Here is a 20,753-nt window from a genome sequence, read left to right as displayed (position 1 = left end):
ATCGTGACGCCGAATCTGTACGGCGACATCATCTCGGATATTACCGCCCAGCTCGCCGGCTCGGTCGGGCTCGCAGGCTCGGCGAACGTTGGATCAAAGATCGCCATGTTCGAGGCGGTGCACGGCTCGGCGCCGGACATCGCAGGAAAGGGGGTGGCAAACCCCTCCGGCCTGCTTGTAGCCGCCACGCAGCTCCTGGTGCACGTGGGGGCGTCCGAGGTTGCGCAGACGATCAAAAATGCGTGGCTGAAAACGCTGGAGGACGGTATCCATTCAGCCGACATCTATCGCGACGGACTGTCGACGCGGGAGGTGGGGACGACGGCGTTCACGAATGCCGTCATTGAGCGGCTCGGCGAGACCCCGAGTCAGCTTCGTCCGGTGCAGTACAAGTCTGGCGGCGTTACCGTCTCCCTCTCGGAGCGACCGAAGGAGAAGAAAGCACTGCAGGGGATCGATGTGTTCGTTGACTGGGATCAGCACGACCGCGATCCCGACACGATCGGCATCGGTCTGTCGATGGCGGCGCAGTCCTGTGGGTGGACGCTGGAGATGATCACCAACCGTGGCGTTAAGGTGTACCCGGACGGGCTGCCGGAAACGTTCTGCACGGACCACTGGCGCTGCCGCTTCCTCCCCGCTGACGGCGAGACCACCACGTTCTCGGCGATTCTCGACCTGCTCGCGGCCCTTCACAGCGCAGGCTGGGACGTGATCAAAACGGAGCACCTGTATTCGTTCGACGGCGAGCGCGCCTATTCGCTCGGTCAGGGACAGTGATCCGCCCGAGATGATCGCACGTTGTTTACGCTGTATCGAACGCGGCTGAGAACGATTCAGCGCCCCCGGCTCCAGTAGCCGGGGGCGTTTTGTTCGTGTGATGATCCTGGTTGGTGTGATGAGCCACGACCGTCGGAGCCGGAAATGTGTGCAGTCTGGTAGATTCCCGGTCCAGTGCGATCCATCGCCGCGCCTCGTCGTAGGAGCCGCATTGAGTCTGCTGCTGGTCCCCTCCCGTGCCGATGCCCGATTTCGATCCGTCCTCGTCTGATTATTACGAGCGCCTCGGCGTCCCCGCGTCGGCCTCGCGCCGGACGATCCGGAAGGCGTATCGAGACGTCGCGCAGAAGACGCACCCCGACCGCAACCCCGACGATCCGCGGGCTGCAAACCGTTTCCGGCGGATTCGAGAGGCGTACGAGGTGTTGTCGGACGAGGAGGCGAAGCAGGCGTACGACCGGCAACGCACCTCGTACGTCCGCAGTACGGGTCTGACGGCCGCGCCGCGCCTCGATGCGGGGTGCATGGCGTACGCCGCGTGGCGGGTCCTCGTGGGCATTATCGCTGCAGCCATTTTCGTCGCGATGGAAATGGCCGGGCTCTGGGAGCTGAACGATGCGGAGTCGACCACCTGGGTGATCGTGGGCGCGGTCGTTCTGGCCAGCGCGCTTGCCCTGCTGGCAGCGCATTCGCTGGAGGACGAAGCCTCCGATTATGAGGTCCGTTTCGAGGTCGACGATGTGACCGTGTACGTGGAGGGCCATCCGTGGGCCCGCGTACACTGGGGGGATGTTCACCGCCTGGAGGCCGACGCGGAGCGGAATACCGTCGAGTTGCGGGTTGCGCCACGGGCAGGGGAGGGGATTCGCCCGCAGAAGCCGGTGATCCAGCGGGTCAGCCGGGCAAGTGGTGAGGTCCGGATTGTGATCGATTTGTCCGACACCGACCTGCCGGCAACCGCCGTCCACCGGTTCGCCCGGACGATCGACGGCGTCCGCACGACGATGGTTGCCTCGGAGGCCACAGAGTGACCGACGCCGGCGACGATCAACGCCTGTCAGGATGATCGTTCCTCCATGCTCTGGCGGTGAATTCGGCGGAGAAGGGTTGCCTCCGCCTCATCCAGTTCCGTGCCGCGCCGGCGCATGACGGTGTCTGCAACCGTCAGTGCTTTCTCGATGCGATACGGCACGAAGCCCCTGTCCGGCCCGCCCCACGAGAAGGGAGGCACGTAGCGAGCCGGAAAACCGCCCCCAAAAATGTTGCAGCCCGTCCCGACCACGGTGCCAGTGTTGAACATGGTGTTGATCCCGCATTTCGAGTGGTCGCCCATAAACAGCCCGGCAAACTGGCGCCCTGTATCGACGACGTCGCCGACCGCCGGGTCGAATGCCGCGATGGAGCCGTAGTCGTTCTTGAGGTTCGAGGTATTGGTGTCAGCGCCGAGGTTGCACCAGCGGCCGATGTAGGAATGCCCGAGGAAGCCCTGGTGCCCCTTATTCGACAGAGAATGAAAAACGGTGTCATGCACCTCGCCGCCGACCTTGCACCACGTTCCGATGGCGGATGCGGCGATATCGGCCTGCACCTTGATCTGCGACTTTTTCCCCAGGTACAGCGGTCCCTTGACGACGGCCTGCTCGTAGACGGTAGATCCCGCATCCAGATAGATCGGTCCGCCGGATCCGTCGAGAATGGCACCGGGCTTCACGCATGCCCCCGGCGCGACGTAGATATTTTCGGGCGCTGTCGCGATGACGCTCGAATGGACGTCGGCGTCCGTCCGGTCGTATATGTTGTCTAAAATGTTGTACGGCAGGAGCGCCTGAAAATCCCGCTCGATGGCCGGGCCGATCGTGTCCAGCAGGTCCCATGCCTGTCCGATTAGCCGGGCACCGGCAACCTTCTCCGTCGGCCGGTCGGCGAGGAACGGGGTCAGGTCGGTCCGATCGAAGAGATCCGTCGGAAGGGACGCGTCGGGCAGCCAGGCGGCGACAACCGCGTTGCCTGCGGTGAATGCGATCGTGCGATCACGAGATTGGACGGCATCCAGGATATGTCTGAGCGCAGCACCGTCGGCCACAAAGCGGCCATTGATGAATAGCATGTCGGCTCCGTCGTCCGGAAGCGAATCGCCGGCGGCGGGGACGAGCATCTCCGGATGCTCGCGCTTCGTCACAGGCGCTACCTGCGGACGGCTGTGCAGGACGATGCTTCCTGAATCTGCGTGTACCTCGTACTGCGTGGTTTCGAGGATCGATCGGATGCCGAGGCGAAGGTCGAACGCCGGCCGGGTTTCAACAAGAGGACGGAGATGAGGCACGCGGTCATCCTCGAAAAGGCAGAGTTGCATGGACACGGGTCACCGGGGCGATGGGCAGAGAAGAATTCACGCGGCTATGACGGCTAGCGCTTAAGGCACCGCGATGGTTCCGGACACGGGAGGGCGTTATTCCATCTCTTCGCCGCCTCCTGGTCGTCAGGATATCCACATCAGGACATCCACATCCGATTTCCGAAAAACCTACAGGTCGACACTCCGTAGACAGACAGTAGGACATCGAAGTGCCTTCGCACCGGACGCATTTATCCAACGGAACGGACTGAAAGATATGAAATTCTTCGTCGACACGGCGAACCTCGAGGAGATTCGAGAAGCCAACGATATGGGCGTCCTCGATGGCGTCACGACCAACCCTTCGCTCGTCAAGAAGGAGGGCAACATCGACTTTCACGAGCATGTGTTCACGATCTGCGATATCGTGGACGGCGACGTGTCCGCCGAAGTCACGGCGACCGAATTCGACGGGATGATGGATGAGGCCCGGACGCTGGCACAGATTGCCGACAACGTCGTCGTCAAAATCCCCCTGATCAAGGAGGGGATCAAAGCGCTGAAAGCGTGCTCCGAAGAGGGGATCCGCACGAATTGTACGCTGTGCTTCTCGCCGACTCAGGCGCTCATCGCGGCAAAAGCGGGGGCGAACTACATCAGTCCGTTCATTGGCCGGATCGACGATATTTCGTCCAATGGAATGGAACTGATCGAGGAGATCTGCCAGATCTACGACAACTACGGCTTCGAAACCGAGGTTCTGGCGGCGTCCATCCGGCATCCTACACACGTGAAGCGTGCCGCACTCGCCGGCGCAGATGTCGCGACGATGCCATTTGACACGATGATGAAGCTGCTGAACCACCCGCTCACTGATCGCGGTCTCGAGCGCTTCCTCGATGACTGGGAAGACTACGAGGCATCGCGGAAGGCGGAGGCGGGCATGGCGAAGTAGGACTGCGCACGCGGACATCGCTGGTTCCGTGACTCACGGAGCGAAAGGGTTCGGAGCGATCGCTTCGAACCCTTTTCTCTTAAAATGCGGTATAGTGGGTCGGCTTCTCTTTCCGCGACCGCATCCCAGGCGATCGTTGCGACGTGCTATACCGCAGAAGGTCGGGCGGTGGAGCGAGCAGGGTAGGCGAAGGCGCGGGAATGAAACGTGAGGATCCGTTCTCCCGGACGTTCATCGCCGATCCTGCGTGAAATATGCTATTGTAAAGATGAGACGACGTGCGGGATCGCGACGAACCGATCCGCGCGGGCGAAATACGATTCGTGTGTCTAACGTCCTTTTGTCCTCGCTCCTTAGGGAATTTTCGACCTTGAGTCTTACAGTCGTTGCGAACCGTGTCCCCATTCGGCAGACCGATGATGGATGGAAAACTTCCGTTGGCGGGCTTACTACGGCGCTTCTTCCGGTCCTTGAGCAGCAGGGAGGCGTCTGGGTCGGGATGGGTGAGGACGCGGAATTGCCCGTCCGGCAACCGTATCCGCAGGATGATCCCGACTTTCTCGTGCGTCGCGTTCCCCTGAGCGAGGAAGAGCTGGAGAACTACTACTACGGGATGGCGAACCGGGTGCTCTGGCCGGTGTCGCACTACCTGATCCAGCATCTGGAGCTCAAGAACGAGTTCATCGACACCTACCGAAGCGTCAACGAGCGCTTTGCCCAGGCCGTGCTCGAGGAGAGTCCTGACGACCCGGGAGAGATCATCTGGATCCAGGATTACCATCTCATGCTCGCGCCCCGCCACATACGCGAGGAACGGCCCGACGCGACGATCGGGCATTTCTGGCACATCCCCTGGCCGGCCATGGAGGTGTTTCGCATCTTACCCTGGTCCCGCGAGCTTCTTCGCGGCATGCTGGGCTGCGATCTCATCGGATTTCACGTGCAGGAGTACGTCGACAATTTTATCGAGAGTGCGGAGGTGCTGCTCGATGCTGAGGTGACAGAGGACACGGTCACCTACACCGGGCAAACGACGCGCGTCGAAGCCCATCCCATCGGCATCGACGTCGACCGGTTCCGGCGCATGTCGGCCACCGATGAGGTGAAACAGAAAGCGGCCAAACTACGCGACCGGCTCGGCACGCAGAACATCGTTATCGGTATCGACCGGCTTGATTACACCAAAGGCATTCTCTCGCGGCTGACCGCATTTGAGCGGTTTCTCGAAGAGAATCCGCAGTACCACGGAAAGGTTAGCTTCTATCAGATCGCCACGCCGAGCCGCACGAAGGTCGAATCGTACCAGCAGCTCAAGCGGGAGGTGGACGAGGCCGTCGGTAGGATCAACGGGCAGTTTGCCCGCGACAACTGGGTGCCCGTCAACTATCGGTATCGCACATACACACAGTTTGAGCTCTGCGCCTTTTACCGGGCGGCCGATGCGGCGCTTATCACACCGCTTCGCGACGGCATGAACGTCGTCACCCAGGAGTTCATCACCGCCACGCAGAGCGGGGCACTGATCCTGTCGGAGCTTACCGGAGCGGCGTATCTCCTGCCGGAAGCGATACAGGTCAACCCGTACGATCAGGACGGGCTCGCCGGCGCGATCAAGCGTGCGCTCGAAATGCCAGATGAGGAGCGCCGTCGCCGGCTCACCTCGCTGAAGACGTCGGTCGACGAACTGGACGTCCACCGGTGGGCGGGTCGCTTCTTGGACTCCTTCACGACCCCCGCGTAAGGACGCCCGGTCGTCGCTGCACGGATTGTCTCCCGGGCTCTACGCGGTCCCCGTCGTGCCCGATTGCGCGCGGGTTGGCCGAAGGCTCCGCGCCCCGACGGGCCTCCATCTGTCCTTCTTGTTTTTCGACATGATCGCTCTACCATGCCTCCCACGGTCGAAGCCCCCCTTTTCTTCCTGGATTACGACGGGACCCTCGCCCCGATCGTCGAGGACCCGGACCAGGCGATGCCCCATCCGGCGATTCCGCCGATCCTGGAGGTCCTCGACAACGCCTATCCGGTATGGATCGTCACGGGACGCGATATTGCCCAGCTTTCCTCGTTCATCGATCGGCCCCTGCGTGCGATCGGGCTTCACGGCGCCCAGTCCGGCGTGATCGGTCGAGAGGTGGAGTACCTCGTCTCGGACGAAGCGGCCGACGCCATCGCCTCGCTACGTGCCTCGCTTCCCTCCCTCGACGGGATCCGGGTGGAGGACAAGAGCCAGGCGTTCGCGGTCCACTATCGGCACGCGTCCGATGAAGAGGAGGCACGCGAACGTCTCCGTGCGTGGACGGACACCATCCCGGAGATGCTGGAGGCCATTTGGGGGAAAAAGGTCGTCGAGCTCCGGCCGAAAGGCTGGACCAAAGGCACGGCCGTGCTCCGAATCAGTGAAGAATACCCGGACAGGACGTCCGTCTACATCGGTGACGATGTCACGGACGAAGATGCGTTCGATGCGTTGCACGAACTGGACCGGGAAGCCGTGACCGTCAAGGTCGGGGATGAACCCACGGGGGCGGCCTATCGTCTTGCAGGGCCGGACGAGGTCGTCGCCTATCTGAGGACATATGTAGATGTTGGTGAAGAGAATTGAAACGATGTCGGCCGATCGACCGCGACGGATCGCAGCCGTTCGCGGCCCGTGAACAATTGCCGGGGTAGGTCGTGGTACACGGTACCTGAACAACGTCGACAAACTGTCGCAGTCCCGAGACTATGCTCACCGCCGTCCTCCCGTGTTGTTGCTGTTTCCCGATCCTCGGGAGGGGGATGTCTGCTGCCGGTGGCATGGGCTCGCACTGAGTTCATCGACTCGTTGTGCAGGACTGTCGCCCCTCTCGGTACCGCCGCGGGGGGCTTTGCTATGCCCGTTCGCGGGACCCCGCCGCATCGACGCCGGCACACCGAAGGTCGCAGCGCTGATTTCACCCTCGTACCTCAACCGACACTGATATTCAGACTATGGCCGATTACGCACAACCCGATGTGCTCGTCACGACCGACTGGGTCGCCGAGCACGTGAACGACACAGCGTCCGTCCGCCTCGTCGAGGCCAATGAGGACGTGCTTCTGTACGAAACCGGACACATTCCGAACGCCGTCAAGATCGACTGGGTGCAGGACCTGCAGGACGATACGGTCCGTGACTTCATCGGTCCGGATGCGTTCGCCAATCTGTGTGAGGAAAAAGGCATTTCGGATGACACCACGGTCGTGTTTTACGGCGACCGAAACAACTGGTGGGCCTGCTACGCCTTCTGGGTCTTCAAACTCTACGGCCACGACAATGCCGTCATCATGGACGGCGGCCGGAAGAAGTGGGTCGATGAAGGTCGGGAGATGACGAAGGAGAAGCCCGAATTTGACCGAGGGACTTACACCGCGCCGGATGGACCGAACGTCTCGATTCGTTCGTTCCGCGATGAGGTGCTCGAGCACCAGAAGAAGCAGGGTCAGATGGTGGATGTCCGGTCCCCCGAGGAATTCCGTGGCGAGATCACGCATCTGCCCGACCTTCCGGAAGAAAGTTCAATGCGCGGAGGACATATCCCGGGCGCCCGGAATGTCCCGTGGTCGACGGCCGTCAATGAGGACGGCACGTTCAAGTCTCGCGAAGAGCTCGAAGCGATCTACGAGCGCGGCGAAGCCCTCGACCGCTCATCTGAAACGATCGCCTACTGCCGCATCGGCGAGCGGTCCAGCCACACCTGGTTCGTCCTGACCTATCTGCTCGGATTCGACAACGTTAGCAATTACGACGGGTCGTGGACCGAGTGGGGAAATCTCGTCGGTATGCCCATCGAACGTGGAGATGCAACGCCGGTGGAAGCGTAGACGACGCTTCGCCTCCCACGATCTCATAACGATCCGCGCCGGGGCATCGCCGTTAGAGCATGCCCCGGCGCGCATGTGTTGGATAGAAAGCGCTCCTCCGGCTGTATACGTATTGTGTGTCTCTTTTCTCAAAAACCGTACTGCGCATGAATCGACTCGAGGAGATCGCCGAGCCTTTTCAGATGGCCGACCGCGACTTTCGTCTGGAGCTTTTACTGGAATACGCGGACAAGCTGCCGCCGCTGCCCGACGACTATACAGAACTGCGGGATCAGGGCCTGAACATGGTCCACGAGTGCCAGTCGCCGGTCTTTCTGATGGCGGAGGTCCGAGACGGTACGGTCCACGTCATCGGCGATGTACCCCGCGAAGCCCCAACGGCCCGGGCGTTCGTCTCCATTCTGCGAGAGGCGTTCCACGGCGAGTCCCCGGAGGAGGTGCTGGATGCGCCCCCCGACGCGCTACGGGTGCTCGGTTTGTCGCAACTCCTCGGCATGCAACGCACTCAGGGCCTCAGCGCCATCTACGGCCGCCTGCGGAAGCAGGTGAAGGAGAAAATGGTTTGAAGGTGTTAATGGTTGAGAACCTGTTTGGCGGACTGTCTGCGGCCTGCGACTTCGCGGATCTCGCTCCACGAAGCTACTGCACTCGCCCGGTAGCTCCACTACAGGGCTTGTTTGAGCGCGCCGTGGAGGCTTCGACCGCTATGTCTCGGCGTCGCGTCCATCCACCAAACAGGTTCTGAATGCGTTAAAGTGTTGAGGTGTTAAGGTGTGTGGATAGGTGTCTATGTCTGTATGTGTATTGGCTGCGGGTGTTGGGGCGGGAGGTTGATGTGATGGGTGGTCTGGAACCTTCAAGTATTGATCCCCAACCGTCAATCCTCAATTCCCAATCCCCGATCCGTACGAGCCAACGCTCCAACGCTCCAACGAGCCAATGCATCAACGCCTAAGCGGGCCAACGGAAAAACGCGCCGACGCACAACTGGCAGGGATTCGGTTCTGGAGCTGTCGATTCGGCAAACGGAGAGAATCCGGGGCGTCACGGCGTCAGGCGGTGGTTTGGACGGGTCGGAAAGAGTGGCAGACGGCGGCGACGCGAAGGGGAATGGTACACGGATTGTCTATGAGATAGACAGACGTAGTTCGGTCGCGCGAGAACCACATATGGCGCGACCGGCTGCCGCCGAACCCGTTTCATCGCATATCCAGAAGACCAACAGCCATGACCAAGCTGATCCGCACACAGAATCGCAACCTGTCGTCTCTCCAGCAGGAAATCGACCGCCTCTTCGAGGGCTTCTTCTCCTCTCGCGTCACGGACGAGGATTCCTCCCGGTACGCGTCCATGTGGTCCCCTCGAACGGACCTCGTGGAGACGCCGGAAGCCTACCGCATCGAGCTTGATGTGCCCGGAATGAGCCGCGAGGATATCCACATCAATTTTCAGAATGACCGCCTCACGGTAAGCGGCGAGCGGTCGCACGAGACGCGGGAAGAGAATGAGGAGCGCGTTCGCGTGGAGCGCTCATTCGGCAACTTCTTCCGGTCGTTTACCCTCCCGAGTACGGTCAACGCAGAGCACATCTCCGCCGAGCACGATAATGGCGTGTTGACCATCACGGTGCCGAAGGCGGAAGAGAGCAAGCCCCGTCGGATCGCAATCAAATAGCGACCGACTCGGACGCTCTATCGCACACGAGGCACGTGCGGCAAGCCGACGCCCTGGATCGTCCGACCGGGGTGTCGGCATTTTATGCCTATCGTACGATCCGGCGGGCCGGCCGGGAAGGATCCCCGCCCCGTCGCCCGTGTACAGCGACGTGCATCACCGGGTGCGATGACGCACCGCCCTTCCTCTTGCCCAACGCTGTTCTGGATGGCTGCCCCGTCTCTTCCCGTTTCCATTGACGAACTGGCCACACGGCTGGGTGCCCGTCTCGAGGCTGACCTGCCGGGGATGGACGCGCAGGTACAGATGGCTCCCCGGTACCGTGCGAGGAAAACGGCCATGTCCATCAGCGACCGGGACTGCCGGGAGGCCGGCGTGCTGGCCCTGCTGTATCCGGACGACGAACCGCATCTCGTGCTCACGGTCCGCCGTGACGATCTGCCGGATCATCCCGGGCAGGTGTCCTTCCCCGGCGGGCAGCGCGAAGCCGGGGAGGCGTTGCCGGAAACCGCCCTCCGGGAGGCGAACGAGGAGGTGAACCTGTCGCCAGAGCCCGTCCGGTTGATCGGCGCGCTGACCCCGCTCTTCGTCCCGCCGTCCAACTTCTGCGTGCATCCGTTCGTGGGGACCCTCGATCACCGTCCTGATCTACGCCCGACGGACCGGGAGGTCGGGGCGATCCTGCATGTGCCGGTCGCTCACCTCCTGGATCCGGAGACGCGAGTGGTCGAAACGTGGACGCTTCACGGCACGGAGATCGATGTGCCGTTTTACCGCGTCGGTGATTACACCGTCTGGGGCGCCACGGCCATGATGCTGTCGGAGCTCCTCGCATGCGTGGGCGACGCCGTCTGAGCGCCCCGCACCCCGATCGAACGTCAGCCGGTTCGAAGGCCGTCATTAGCAAGCCGCCGGTCGTCGACGAAAAAAACCGCAGCCGCCTCCGGAGAGGGGCAGCGGCTTGCCGTATGTGACCGCATCAAATGGACGACGGCGCCGTGACAACGACTATTGTGCGGGCAACACGTTTCCTTCCGCCGTCCCGAAGCCGACGCGGTAGCCGTTCCCGCTTGCGTGCCCGGACATGACGACAGTATCTCCGTCCTGCAGGAACGAGCGTGTTTCTCCAGAGGGCATCTCCAGCGGCCGTTCGCCGCGCCAGGAAAGTTCCAGCATGGATCCGTAGCTGTCCTCGGTCGGACCCGAGATCGTCCCGGAGGCGAGCATGTCGCCCGGACGCAGGTTGCATCCGTTCACCGTGTGGTGTGCCACCTGCTGGGCGACGCTCCAGTACATGTAGTTGAAGTTGGTTTCACAGATGGTATGCGGGGCGTCCATCTGGTCGGTCTGCAGGCCGACGCGGAGCTCGATGTCGAAGTTCTGCGGACCGGACTGTTGCAGATAGGGGAGGGGCTCCGGGTCCTGTTCAGGGCCATCGACGCGGAACGGCTCCAGGGCCGCCATCGGCACCACCCACGGCGAAATCGTTGTTGCGAAGCTCTTCCCGAGGAACGGCCCCAGCGGCACGTATTCCCACTTCTGAATGTCTCGGGCGCTCCAGTCGTTGACGAGCACCAGACCGAAGACGTGATCGCCGGCCTCGTCGATGTCGATGCGGGAACCGAGGTTGTTGCCCGGACCCATCAGCGCGCCGACCTCGAGCTCAAAGTCGAGCAACTGGCTCGAGCCGTAGACGGGCGGCTGGTCTTCGTCCGGCTTGAGCTGGCCCTTCGGCCGGCGTACCGGCTGGCCGCTCGGAATGATGGAGCTGGCGCGTCCATGGTACCCGACCGGCAGGTGAAGCCAGTTCGGCTTGAGTGCGTTCTCTGGACCGCGAAACATGGTGCCGATGTTCGTCGCGTGCTCCCGCGACGAGTAAAAGTCGGTGTAGTCGCCCACGTCCACGGGCATCATGAGATCCACGCTGCTGCGGTCGAACAGCACGCGTTCCCGCAGGTCCGCATCATCGCGCAGATCCGGTGTATCCGCGCGGAGGAGGTCGTGCACTCGCTCCCGAACCATCGACCAGATCTTGTTGCCGAGTCCCATCAGCGGGTTCAGCGTCGGCTGATGGAAGGGCATGTTCGACTGAAGCGCCTCATGGTCGAACAGACCGGCATCCTGGCAGCCGGCGAGGTCGAGCACCTGGTCGCCGATGGCAACGCCGACGCGCGGAATGTCGGCCGAGCCGGGCCGGAAGACGCCGTACGGAAGGTTCTGAATGGGAAAATCGCTTCCCGAATCGACTTCGATGAACGAAGGGATCGACGGATCGGTCGTAGGGTCAGGCATACAGGCGGTGCGTGTGCGTGAGAGAGTGCAGGTGAAGCGAAAGAGAGGGTCCGTCCCGGGTTACATATCCCGGGTTACATCAGGTCGAGATCCTGGAGGTCATCGACCGGCTCCTCGAAGCTGCAGCTTCCGAACGACGTCAGCAGCGACTCCCGCGCATGGTCCACGCCGTCGATCGGGCACCGGACGTCACGCCAGGCGAAGGCGTCTTTGTGAAACTGGAAGTTTTCGGCGTTTTCCTCCTTCAGGATCGTGCGGACCCCTTCCTCGTCGAGGTTGTGCTCGCTGGCCATAGCGGCTGCGCCAAACACGTTGAAGAAGCCATGCATCATGGTGCCGACATCGTCGTCGTGATGCCGTACCGGGTGGTGGAGGCCGGCTGTTGCTTTCATGCGAATGCCCGCGTCGCGGCAGGCTACGATGGCGTGAGCGACATGCTCGACGTCCGGAACGTCTTCCGGGTGGACGCCGCCACATCGCATCTTGAGGCCGATTGTGGTCCGGGCGGGGAGGGGCTGGCGGCTGTTGAACTCAGCCGCGGCCGCTGCGAACCGCTCGATCGCGTCGTGCGTCTGCGGGGCGAGCGGGATTTCGAGAAACAGGTCCAGTTTGGCGATGCCCGCGCGCGCGGTCGCCGCATCAACGGCATCCAAAAACGTTTCGATGGCTGATGTCTCCGCGGTAAGAAGGGCGGCGGGGAGGCGAACCTCCATCACCTCTGCCTGAGCCGATCCGGCGTGGTGCTCATCGAATGCGTCGATGACGGCCAGGTCGGACTCGTAGGCCGAGAGGAAGTCGCCTTCCGTTGCACCGCCGGTTCCGAGGACGGAAAAGGCAAAGGGTTCGTTCTGACGGAACTGCCCGGAATAGGAGGACAGCTCCTCCAGTCGGCTCACCGGGATGACGAACCGACTCAGCATCCAGCGCTCGTACTCCTGCCGGTACTGCATGTAATTGTGCATCGCCTCGTCCAGCGGCAGATCCGCCGGGGGGAAGAGGCCCGCGTAGTCGACGATGTCATGCAACAGCGCGCGCAGACTCGGATTGATCAGGGAGTCGGCGGCAGACTCGGTGGTTTCCATGGCAGGCGAGGAGGCGGAGGAAAAACGCGAGATCCGGATGCGACGCGTCCCGTACATGGGAGCGCTTCCAGTAAAAAGAAAAACAGGGGGTCCGATTTCAATGCCGTACCCGGGGGACTTCACGAAGGTATGAAGGAAAACAGTTGCATGCGCCGGGGAACGCCATTACCTTATCCCGACAGATCTAACCGCTGTGCTGTTCTTGCCTTCCTCATCCCGGGGTGGCTTCCGTAGGACGGAGCTTATGACGGGGCGGGGTTCGCGTGTGGTCCGCGAAGAGCAGATGATCGCCAGCAGAGCGTGGGTGTGCGACGGCGCGGATGGGGGGCCGGTTTCAGCCGGCCGCCGGAGGATCGCTTACCGCCACGTGACGCCCTGAGGCAGCATGCCGTCCCAGACGGTTTATTCGGCCTGTCGAACGCCATTCCATGTACGCCCCGGTCGTGTGCAAGCACGCCATCGACGCGTCATTCGGTGGATGTTCTTCGCACGCACCCATCGGCCCCGACAGACGCCGGACACGACGCATTCCTTCCCCACGACCGATTCGTCAAACCAAACGGTATAGAATGAATACGCGACTATCCGCACTCTTCGCCCTGCTCGTCGCCGGGCTCCTCGTCCTTGGCGGCTGCTCGGGTGGCAATCCGAATATCAGCGCGGCCGAGGACGCCATTGAGGCCGGCAACAACGATCAGGCCATTCAGAGCGCCGAAGCGGCTCTCGAGATGGACTCGACGAATGCCGAGGCGTACTCGCTCATCGCACAGGCCTACGTCAACAAGGCCAAGAACACGATGACGCCGAGCGAACGGTCTGAGCTCTTCACGCAGGCCCGCGAGGCCCAGGAAAACGCCGTTCGCTTCGATCCCGGTACGCGCGGCGACGTCCAGCAGCGCCGTCAGGTTGCCTACATCCAGGAGATGCAGCAGGGCATCGACGCATTCAACACGGCACGCGAATCAGGCGACTCGACCGATTACTCCCAGGCCGCTGCCTACTTCGGCGGTGCCAACGCACTGGAGCCGGATTCCCTCGACGCTCACCTGAATGAGGCCTACGCCCTGCTCAACGCCGGGCAGCAGCCACAGGCGATCGAGCCGCTCGAAACGTACGTTTCGCGAGCGGACAGTGTCGGCGAAAGCCCGTACACGATTCTCGGCCAGGTGTATCTCACGAACGAGAAGCCGGAGGACGCGATTACGCTTCTGACGGAGGCAACCCAGGAGTACCCGGACAATGAGGAACTCCAGTCGCTGTTGCTGAACGCGTTCAACCGGATCGGTGACACCGAGCGCGCCATGGAGGCGTACAGCAAACAGATCGAGCGCAACCCCAACAACGCTCAGTTCCGCTACAACTACGGTTCGATGCTTCTGACGGCCGATCGGTACGAAGAAGCCATCGAGCAGCTCGGGAAGGCAGCCGAGCTGGATCAGGACAACCCGCGGGTCTTCTACAATCTCGGTGCCGCCCATATCAATCGTGCGGCTGCGATCGATGACAGCATCACCGTCATGGAAGATCGTGCCCGCGAGGCCGAGCGCGACCTGACCGCCGAAGAAGATCAGATGATCGAGGATATGGTGGATGAGCGTGGCGATCAATTCCAGAGTGCCGTGCAGCCTCTCGAGAAAGCTTACCAGCTGACCGAGGAAGGCGATGAGTACCACCAGGACATCTGCCGTGCTCTCTTCCAGGTGTACGTCAACACCGACCAGCAGGACAAGGCCAAACAGGTCGAAGCCTGCGCGGGTATGGGTGACGGCGCCAGCGGCTCCATGGAGTAGCGCAAGCGCATCATCCGTTCGTCCCGTCCGGCGGGACACCGGGTATGGCCCGGCTCCATCCAGGGGCCGGGCCTTTTTGTTGCGTGACGTTTCTACGTGCCGGATTCGTTCAGTCTCAACGCTCCGCGCGTGAGATGCGCATGCAAGGAATGCGTGATCTCCGGCGCTTTCCCGCGGACGGCCGGTCACGCGATGCGTTCTACCGGAACGTTTGCAGGAAGCAGCGTTTTCCTCCGGAGCCGGTCCTGGCAGGCCGCTGCATCACCGGTTCATCGTATTCATCCAGACCCCAGACCTCCCCGCATGGCTGACGACTCCTCCTCCCACCCGCTCGGATTCGGTACACGTGCTGTTCACGCCGGTCAGCAGCCCGACCCCGCGACCGGTGCGGTGATGACGCCGATCTATCAGACGTCTACATACGCACAGGAAGCGCCGGGCAAGCACAAGGGACACGAATACTCGCGCGTTACGAACCCGACGCGTACGGCACTGGAAGGCAATCTTGCCGGGCTGGAGAATGCGAAGCACGGCATTGCGTTCAGTTCCGGTGTTGCCGGCATCGACGGGATCATGAAGGGGCTGCGTCCCGGCGATCATGTCGTGGCATCCGACGACCTGTACGGAGGCACCTTCCGGCTTTTCCGTCAGGTGTTCGAGCCATTCGGGCTGTCGTTCTCGTTCGTTGATATGACGGATCTGGAGGCGACGGAGTCCGCCATGACGGACGACACCAAACTCGTCTGGGTTGAAACGCCAACGAACCCGCTGATGCGAGTCGTTGACATCAAGGCCATCGTCGAGCGTGCCAGCGCGCGCGACATCGATGTCGCCGTCGACAATACCTTTGCGTCGCCGTACCTGCAGCAGCCTCTCGCACTGGGTGCCGACCTCGTTCTGCACTCCGCCACGAAGTATCTCGGCGGCCATTCCGACCTCATTCTGGGCGCCGTTTGCACCAACTCCGATGAGTGGGCGGAGAAGCTTCGCTTTCAGATTAAAAGCACCGGTGCCAATCCCGGGCCGATGGATTCCTTCCTCGTGCTTCGCGGGACCAAAACGCTGCACCTGCGCATGGAGCGCCACTGCTACAACGCGCGTCATCTCGCCGATTACCTGACCGACCACCCGAAGGTTGGGCGCGTCCTGTATCCCGGTCTGGAAAACCATCCGGGACACGAGATCGCGAAAACGCAGATGAAGGACTTCGGCGGGATGATTTCGTTCGAACTAGTGGACGACAGCATCGAAAAAGCCGTGGACGTGCTTCAGAGCACGAACGTGTTTACGCTTGCCGAAAGCCTGGGCGGAGTAGAAAGCCTGATCGAGCACCCGGCGTCGATGACGCACGCATCGATTCCCGCTGAGGAGCGGCAGAAGATCGGCCTGACCGATTCGCTGATTCGGATCAGCGTCGGCGTGGAAGACGTGGCCGACCTGCAGGCGGACCTGGATTCCGCACTCCAGGGTGTGTGACAGCTGGGGTCTCCGATTACCAGCCGATCGTACCGGGCCCTCCCTTAAAGGGGCCGACGACGGAATCGGTGACCCACCCACCGTAGAAGTCGCCTTCCTGGGCGTGTGCTTCCTCGTCGCCGACGAAGCATGCGCCCATTTTGCTTGCGTAGAACGAGATGTGATCCTGCAGATCGGCGTACTCGGGTCGGGGTGATGGATAGGCCCAGGCTGCCTGCCGGGCGGTTTTGTCGTTTACCGCGACGGTGTAGTAGATTGCCCGTCCCTTGTACTCGCACATCGATGTACGGCTCTCGCGCTCCAGATGCTGCATCCCCACGTCGTCGGGCGGAAGGTAATACGTAGGCGGATGGCTTGTCTCCAGTATCCGGAGGGCATTCGTCGTGTCGGCAATCGTTTCCCCGTTAAACAGCACGCGGATGCGCTCCGATACGGGTTCGAGAGCTGGAGGACGCGGATAATCCCACACGGATTCCTGTCCGGGTCCGGGTTCGATGCGTCGACTCATGGCAGCCGGGAAGTAGGGGGGAAAGACGGTCGGTTATGCGGACGTCGTCGCCGGATTATTCGCGGGGTGCAGCCAGTGAAGGGAAAGCCGTTCGATCTCGGAGCGTAGGGGACGGTCCTCCACGACGGCGGCGACCGGTGGCATCCACGGCGGCGGGGCCGGGGAGCGGCCCGGGGCGCGATCGGCTTCTCGGAGGTGCGTCAGTTGGGCAAGGGCGATGCCCAGGACGCCAAGAATCGGCGCGAGGCGTTCGGTTTGGCCGTAGGCTGTGCGCCCGGAGAGCGTCCCCATCGAGACGACGTCCTGGTTGTCCCCGTTGGTCGGGATCGAGCTCGTCGCACTCATTTGCGCGTGGTGACGGAGTTCTGCAACGAGCGCGGTTGCCGTGATCTGCGCCCCGGCGAGGCCGCTCGTTTGGCCCGGCGTCCAGGCAAGAAGGGGTGGTGCGTCGCCGTTGCGACCGGGCGTCAGGAGCAGATCAACCTGCCGCTCCGCGAGGACTCCGGCCTGCGTGATTGCGGCGTTCAGCGCGTCGGCCGCCATAGCAACGTGCTGTCCCTGGAAGTTGCCCCCATGCAGTACGTCCGGCTCCTCCCCGGCGATGACGACGGGATTGTCGTTGACGCCGTTCAATTCGGTTTCGATCACTCGTTCGGCGTAGGAAAGCTGGTCCCGGCAGGCGCCGATCACCTGCGGAGCGCACCGGATCGAATAGGGCTCCTGCAGCGGCCGGCGTTCGGGGCGGCCGTACGTCCCATCCCGGACGGCTTCCACGCGGATCATCTCGGCCGACGTACGCTGTCCGTCGTGTCCGCGTGCGTCGTGCAGGCGGGGGTCCAGGGCCTGCAGTTCGCAGCCGAGAAGGCGGTAGATCCAGCCCGTCAGGCGTTCAAGGTGGCACAGGAGGCGGCGTGTGCGAGCCACGGCGATGGCTGCGTAGGCCGTCATGAACGACGTGCCGTTAACGAGGGCGAGAGCGTCGCGGCCGTCGAGTGCGATCGGTGCGAGGCCTGCGGCACGCAGTGCCTCCCCGGCAGGAGCGACCGACCCGTCTTGCTGGAGGACGCGCCCCGTACCCGTCATGACCCGGGCAGCATGCGCGAGTGGTGTGAGGTCTCCGCTCGCGCCCACGGATCCGATCTCCGGGAGCGCCGGCGTCACGTCACGCTCCATCAGATCCGCGAGGCAACGGACGACGGGTGCGCGAATAGCGGAATGGCCCTGAGCCAGCGACTGGAGGCGCGCGAGGCACGTCCCGCGCGAAATCTCCCGCGGGGCGAGGTCGCCGCTTCCGGTCGACAGGTGCGCCAGAAGGCCTGCACCGTGGTCCGAGCCGCCTTGATCGGCGGACGGGTAGTCGACCAGCGGCCCGAACCCGGTGGTCACGCCGTAGACGGCATCCCCACGGTTCTGTACGGTCGCAAGGGCATCCCGTGCCTGTCGAAGGGCGTCGGACGCGGCGTCCGTTAGAGAGACGGAGAGGCGGTCCGCGCGAGCGGCAGACTCAAGGACGTCGCAGGAGAGCACAACATCGGGACCGAGCGCGAGAGGGGAAGAGTCGGCGTCGGAGGCGTCGGTCGGCATGCAGGACAGTCAGGAGGAAGAGAAAGGCGGGGAGAAAGAGGACGAGGCGCGTTCAGAAAAGGTTCGCTGGAGGAACGCCTTCATTTCCTGTCTTGCGACCGTCCCCTTCGGCGTGGTTTTCCATCGATCTGCAGGCACGGCGTGTGCACCAAGAAGTCGCTCGCCGACCGATCCGACGGCTGCACGAATCGCGTCTGTCGACGGGAGAGAGGCGTCCGGTGCGGAAAGGCGAACGGCGATAGCCACGTTGTGGCCGTCCGGTGTATACAGGAAGGCCTCGTCGACCGTGTCGAAGCGTTGTTCGAGATCGGCTTCGATTTTCCCGGCGGCGACGAGTCGCCCGTTCGAGAGTTTAAAGGTCTGATCCGTTCGTCCACGAAAAAACAGGTCATCGCCGTCGCAGGACACGAGGTCGCCGGTGGCGACGGTTCGCTCCGGATCGCGTCGCTGGAGGGCTCCGTCTTTCCAGACTCCGATGCAGGCGTTGTCGCCCTGGAAATGCAGTTCCCCCCGGTCGTCGACGCGGGTGTCGCATCCGAGGGGGCGTCCGAGGTAGTTGGCCGACCAGCTCCCGGGGGGGCCGAGGGCGATGCCCGGGGAGGCTTCCGTTTGCCCGTACCCGGCCCGCAGGGATGTTCCGGAGAGCAATTGGGCGACTCCGCCCGACACCGGGGCGCCGCCGACAATGCCGCCTTCCAGTGAACATAGCATATCCGGCCCTCCGTCGACCTTTGAGAGGCGATCAATCACGAGCGGGACAGAGGAGAGGTGGGTTGCGCCCCAGGCCCGTGCAAGACGCAGGAGCTCCTCCGGGTCGCGGCCGCCGTACGGATCTCGGATGATTTCCGCTTCCGAAAGAAGCGCCGGGAGGAAGTCCAGTACGAGCCCGAAGGCGTGAGACCAGGGCAGCACGGAGAGCGTCCGGGCATTGCAGAGGGCGAGATGCGGCATGTGACTCGCGAGAACGGACAGGACGTTCCGGTCCGACAACGCCACCCAGGTCGGCTCGCCGGTGGTGCCGGACGTGCTTAGAAAAAAGCGAGCGTGCGGGGTCCGGGGCTTGTCCGTGGGTCGGAGTTCCTTCGGTTCCGTCTGTGGGCCGGCGGGGCCCTTCGCCTGCCATGTGTGCGATAGCGATGCATCCGATGGCGCAGTAGACGGGTCGTCGGTATCGATATCTACCACGGCCGCGCGGGCATCCATCGCGGCGAGGCGGGCTTCAACGTTGGCTCCGGGCCGCAGCATGACGAGTGACAGGCCCTGCCAGATCGCGGCGACGAAGACCTGCACGAATGCCGCGGACGGACTCATGGACAGGAGGAGACGGTCGCCGGGCTTCAGGCCCAGGGAACGAAACGAATCAAGCCACAGGCGTGAACCGGTCCAGAGCGACGCCGCCGGAGTAATGGTATCGTCCGCGATGAGCGCCGGCAGCGCACGATCCCGAAGCCGGTCGTAGAGGAGGCTATGCCACGGATTGACCCCGTCATCGTCCGCCACCGATGCACGATCCTCTGCTCGTGACAGCTCGTATGCCTCCTGCACGCTCGAGGGGTCGCCGGAGGACGACGACGGGCGACCCCAGCACGAGTCAGAGGAAGGTTGGATGGTTCCGTTGCGGCCGATCATCAGCGTTGAAGACGAAAATCTTGACGTCGCGTGCAGAGAACGTCCACGCGAAAAATGTACCGAGCCGGTTCGTGCCCGCGAGGGTAGAAGGGGTGTCGGTGATGCACCCCGGTCCAGGATATTCACGAATCCGGTTGTCGCAGTGAGCACGGTAGCATCGCCGTCGGGTCTGTCCGGAGAACCCTAATGCACCGTGCAAGAGGTTGAAGGCGGGGCAACTCTTTAGGATTCCTGTGCTCGCCGCACCGCCTTGTCTGTTACAGCAGTTTGTCAGACGTTCGGAGCAGCAGAGCGACGCTTCCGCCGGAGGGAGGCATTAAAATTTCTGGACCATGATCCAGTTGTTGCCGGATTCATCCCGGTACATGTGCACCTCAACGAGCGTCGGACGCATTTTGTACGTGTAGGTGTAGGTAAACGTCTCGTCGAGTTCTCCTCGTCGGACGCCCTTCTTGAATCGGCCGCGAAAGAGGCGGTTGTTGGTGCACGGCGCGACCTGCGTAAAGAAGTTGCGCCCCTCGGCCTCCTCTTTTTTCACACCACTGAGTTCCGACTCCCACTGATTGAAGAATTCGACGATGCCTTCATCGTCCACCTTAATGACGCCGAAGCCTGCTGTATCGAGCGCGTCGGCGTCTTGATGTCGGAGCTTTTCGCCCAGCTTATCATCGTCGAAGTAAAGGTCGGTGTCATTCACGGCATCGTCGGACACGTGTCCGTTGGAAGCGTTCATGGGGGTGTCGGTATCTGCGTCGAGGAAGGGGTATTTCTTTTTTCGGTCGTCAGCCATAAATCGAGTCGATCA

The 20,753-nt window shown here is 62.6% G+C and carries 18 protein-coding genes; 11 read left to right on the top strand and 7 right to left on the bottom strand.

The annotated features are described in order from the left end of the window. Together ACFCU0_RS01625 and ACFCU0_RS01620 are read left to right on the top strand one after the other, a co-directional pair. Window positions 1-780: isocitrate/isopropylmalate family dehydrogenase (locus ACFCU0_RS01625; RefSeq protein ID WP_434971913.1), on the top strand; the 780-nt coding region annotated here is incomplete at its 5' end. 242 nt (window positions 781-1,022) lie between these two features. Beyond that, on the top strand, window positions 1,023-1,811 hold the full coding sequence (locus ACFCU0_RS01620; protein WP_434971912.1) for a J domain-containing protein: 789 nt from the start codon (window positions 1,023-1,025) through the stop codon (window positions 1,809-1,811). Between the two features lie 26 nt (window positions 1,812-1,837). Here the strand turns inward: ACFCU0_RS01620 and ACFCU0_RS01615 are convergent, their stop codons facing one another. After that, entirely contained in the window at window positions 1,838-3,133 is a 1,296-nt protein-coding gene (locus ACFCU0_RS01615) for a GlmU family protein (protein WP_434971911.1), read from the bottom strand. Window positions 3,134-3,392: 259 nt separating this feature from the next. On the opposite strand from ACFCU0_RS01615, the gene fsa reads away from it, so the two are divergent. From fsa to ACFCU0_RS01580, 7 genes are all read left to right on the top strand, one after another. After that, window positions 3,393-4,070, top strand: a complete 678-nt coding sequence (fsa, locus tag ACFCU0_RS01610) for a fructose-6-phosphate aldolase (protein ID WP_434971910.1) — start codon at window positions 3,393-3,395, stop codon at window positions 4,068-4,070. 370 nt (window positions 4,071-4,440) lie between these two features. Continuing rightward, window positions 4,441-5,811 (top strand): alpha,alpha-trehalose-phosphate synthase (UDP-forming), encoded by a 1,371-nt coding sequence (locus ACFCU0_RS01605; protein WP_434971909.1) that lies wholly within the window; start codon window positions 4,441-4,443, stop codon window positions 5,809-5,811. Between the two features lie 144 nt (window positions 5,812-5,955). Beyond that, window positions 5,956-6,672 (top strand): trehalose-phosphatase, encoded by a 717-nt coding sequence (gene otsB / locus ACFCU0_RS01600; RefSeq protein WP_434971908.1) that lies wholly within the window; start codon window positions 5,956-5,958, stop codon window positions 6,670-6,672. A 368-nt stretch (window positions 6,673-7,040) separates the two neighbouring features. Further along, a complete protein-coding gene (locus tag ACFCU0_RS01595; RefSeq protein ID WP_434971907.1) occupies window positions 7,041-7,913 on the top strand; it encodes a sulfurtransferase in 873 nt (290 codons plus the stop codon). Between the two features lie 146 nt (window positions 7,914-8,059). Beyond that, window positions 8,060-8,479 carry a SufE family protein gene (locus tag ACFCU0_RS01590; protein WP_434971906.1) on the top strand — a complete coding sequence of 140 codons (420 nt, stop codon included), beginning with the start codon at window positions 8,060-8,062 and terminating at the stop codon, window positions 8,477-8,479. A gap of 661 nt (window positions 8,480-9,140) precedes the next feature. Next, a complete protein-coding gene (locus tag ACFCU0_RS01585; RefSeq protein ID WP_434971905.1) occupies window positions 9,141-9,587 on the top strand; it encodes an Hsp20/alpha crystallin family protein in 447 nt (148 codons plus the stop codon). Window positions 9,588-9,794: 207 nt separating this feature from the next. Then, the gene (locus tag ACFCU0_RS01580) at window positions 9,795-10,442 is read left to right on the top strand and encodes an NUDIX hydrolase (protein ID WP_434971904.1); all 648 of its coding nucleotides are present in this window, start codon (window positions 9,795-9,797) and stop codon (window positions 10,440-10,442) included. A 153-nt stretch (window positions 10,443-10,595) separates the two neighbouring features. On the opposite strand, the gene fahA is transcribed toward ACFCU0_RS01580, so the two are convergent. Next, window positions 10,596-11,879, bottom strand: coding sequence for a fumarylacetoacetase (gene fahA, locus ACFCU0_RS01575; protein ID WP_434971903.1), 1,284 nt, complete (start codon window positions 11,877-11,879; stop codon window positions 10,596-10,598). 74 nt (window positions 11,880-11,953) lie between these two features. Next, window positions 11,954-12,961: a hypothetical protein gene (locus tag ACFCU0_RS01570; RefSeq protein WP_434971902.1), complete on the bottom strand. Its 1,008-nt coding sequence runs from the start codon at window positions 12,959-12,961 to the stop codon at window positions 11,954-11,956. Window positions 12,962-13,530: 569 nt separating this feature from the next. Here ACFCU0_RS01570 and ACFCU0_RS01565 point away from each other — a divergent pair. After that, the gene (locus ACFCU0_RS01565; RefSeq protein ID WP_434971901.1) at window positions 13,531-14,751 is read left to right on the top strand and encodes a tetratricopeptide repeat protein; all 1,221 of its coding nucleotides are present in this window, start codon (window positions 13,531-13,533) and stop codon (window positions 14,749-14,751) included. Between the two features lie 303 nt (window positions 14,752-15,054). Beyond that, window positions 15,055-16,227 carry a cystathionine gamma-synthase gene (locus ACFCU0_RS01560; RefSeq protein ID WP_434971900.1) on the top strand — a complete coding sequence of 391 codons (1,173 nt, stop codon included), beginning with the start codon at window positions 15,055-15,057 and terminating at the stop codon, window positions 16,225-16,227. Between the two features lie 16 nt (window positions 16,228-16,243). Here ACFCU0_RS01560 and ACFCU0_RS01555 read toward each other — a convergent pair whose 3' ends face one another. The 4 genes from ACFCU0_RS01555 to ACFCU0_RS01540 form a co-directional block, all read right to left on the bottom strand. Beyond that, on the bottom strand, window positions 16,244-16,735 hold the full coding sequence (locus ACFCU0_RS01555) for a DUF427 domain-containing protein (RefSeq protein ID WP_434971899.1): 492 nt from the start codon (window positions 16,733-16,735) through the stop codon (window positions 16,244-16,246). 33 nt (window positions 16,736-16,768) lie between these two features. Then, on the bottom strand, window positions 16,769-18,319 hold the full coding sequence (locus ACFCU0_RS01550) for an HAL/PAL/TAL family ammonia-lyase (protein WP_434971898.1): 1,551 nt from the start codon (window positions 18,317-18,319) through the stop codon (window positions 16,769-16,771). A gap of 9 nt (window positions 18,320-18,328) precedes the next feature. Then, window positions 18,329-19,948, bottom strand: a complete 1,620-nt coding sequence (locus ACFCU0_RS01545; RefSeq protein WP_434971897.1) for a class I adenylate-forming enzyme family protein — start codon at window positions 19,946-19,948, stop codon at window positions 18,329-18,331. 316 nt (window positions 19,949-20,264) lie between these two features. Continuing rightward, window positions 20,265-20,738, bottom strand: a complete 474-nt coding sequence (locus ACFCU0_RS01540; RefSeq protein WP_434971896.1) for a PAS domain-containing protein — start codon at window positions 20,736-20,738, stop codon at window positions 20,265-20,267. Window positions 20,739-20,753 lie beyond the last annotated feature (15 nt).

The sequence above is a fragment of the Longibacter sp. genome, from assembly GCF_051155795.1.
In the GTDB taxonomy this organism is placed as follows: Bacteria; Bacteroidota; Rhodothermia; order Rhodothermales; family Salinibacteraceae; genus Longibacter.
The sequence above is the reverse complement of the archived record's forward strand: the minus strand, read 5'-3'. Positions and strand labels throughout refer to the sequence as shown.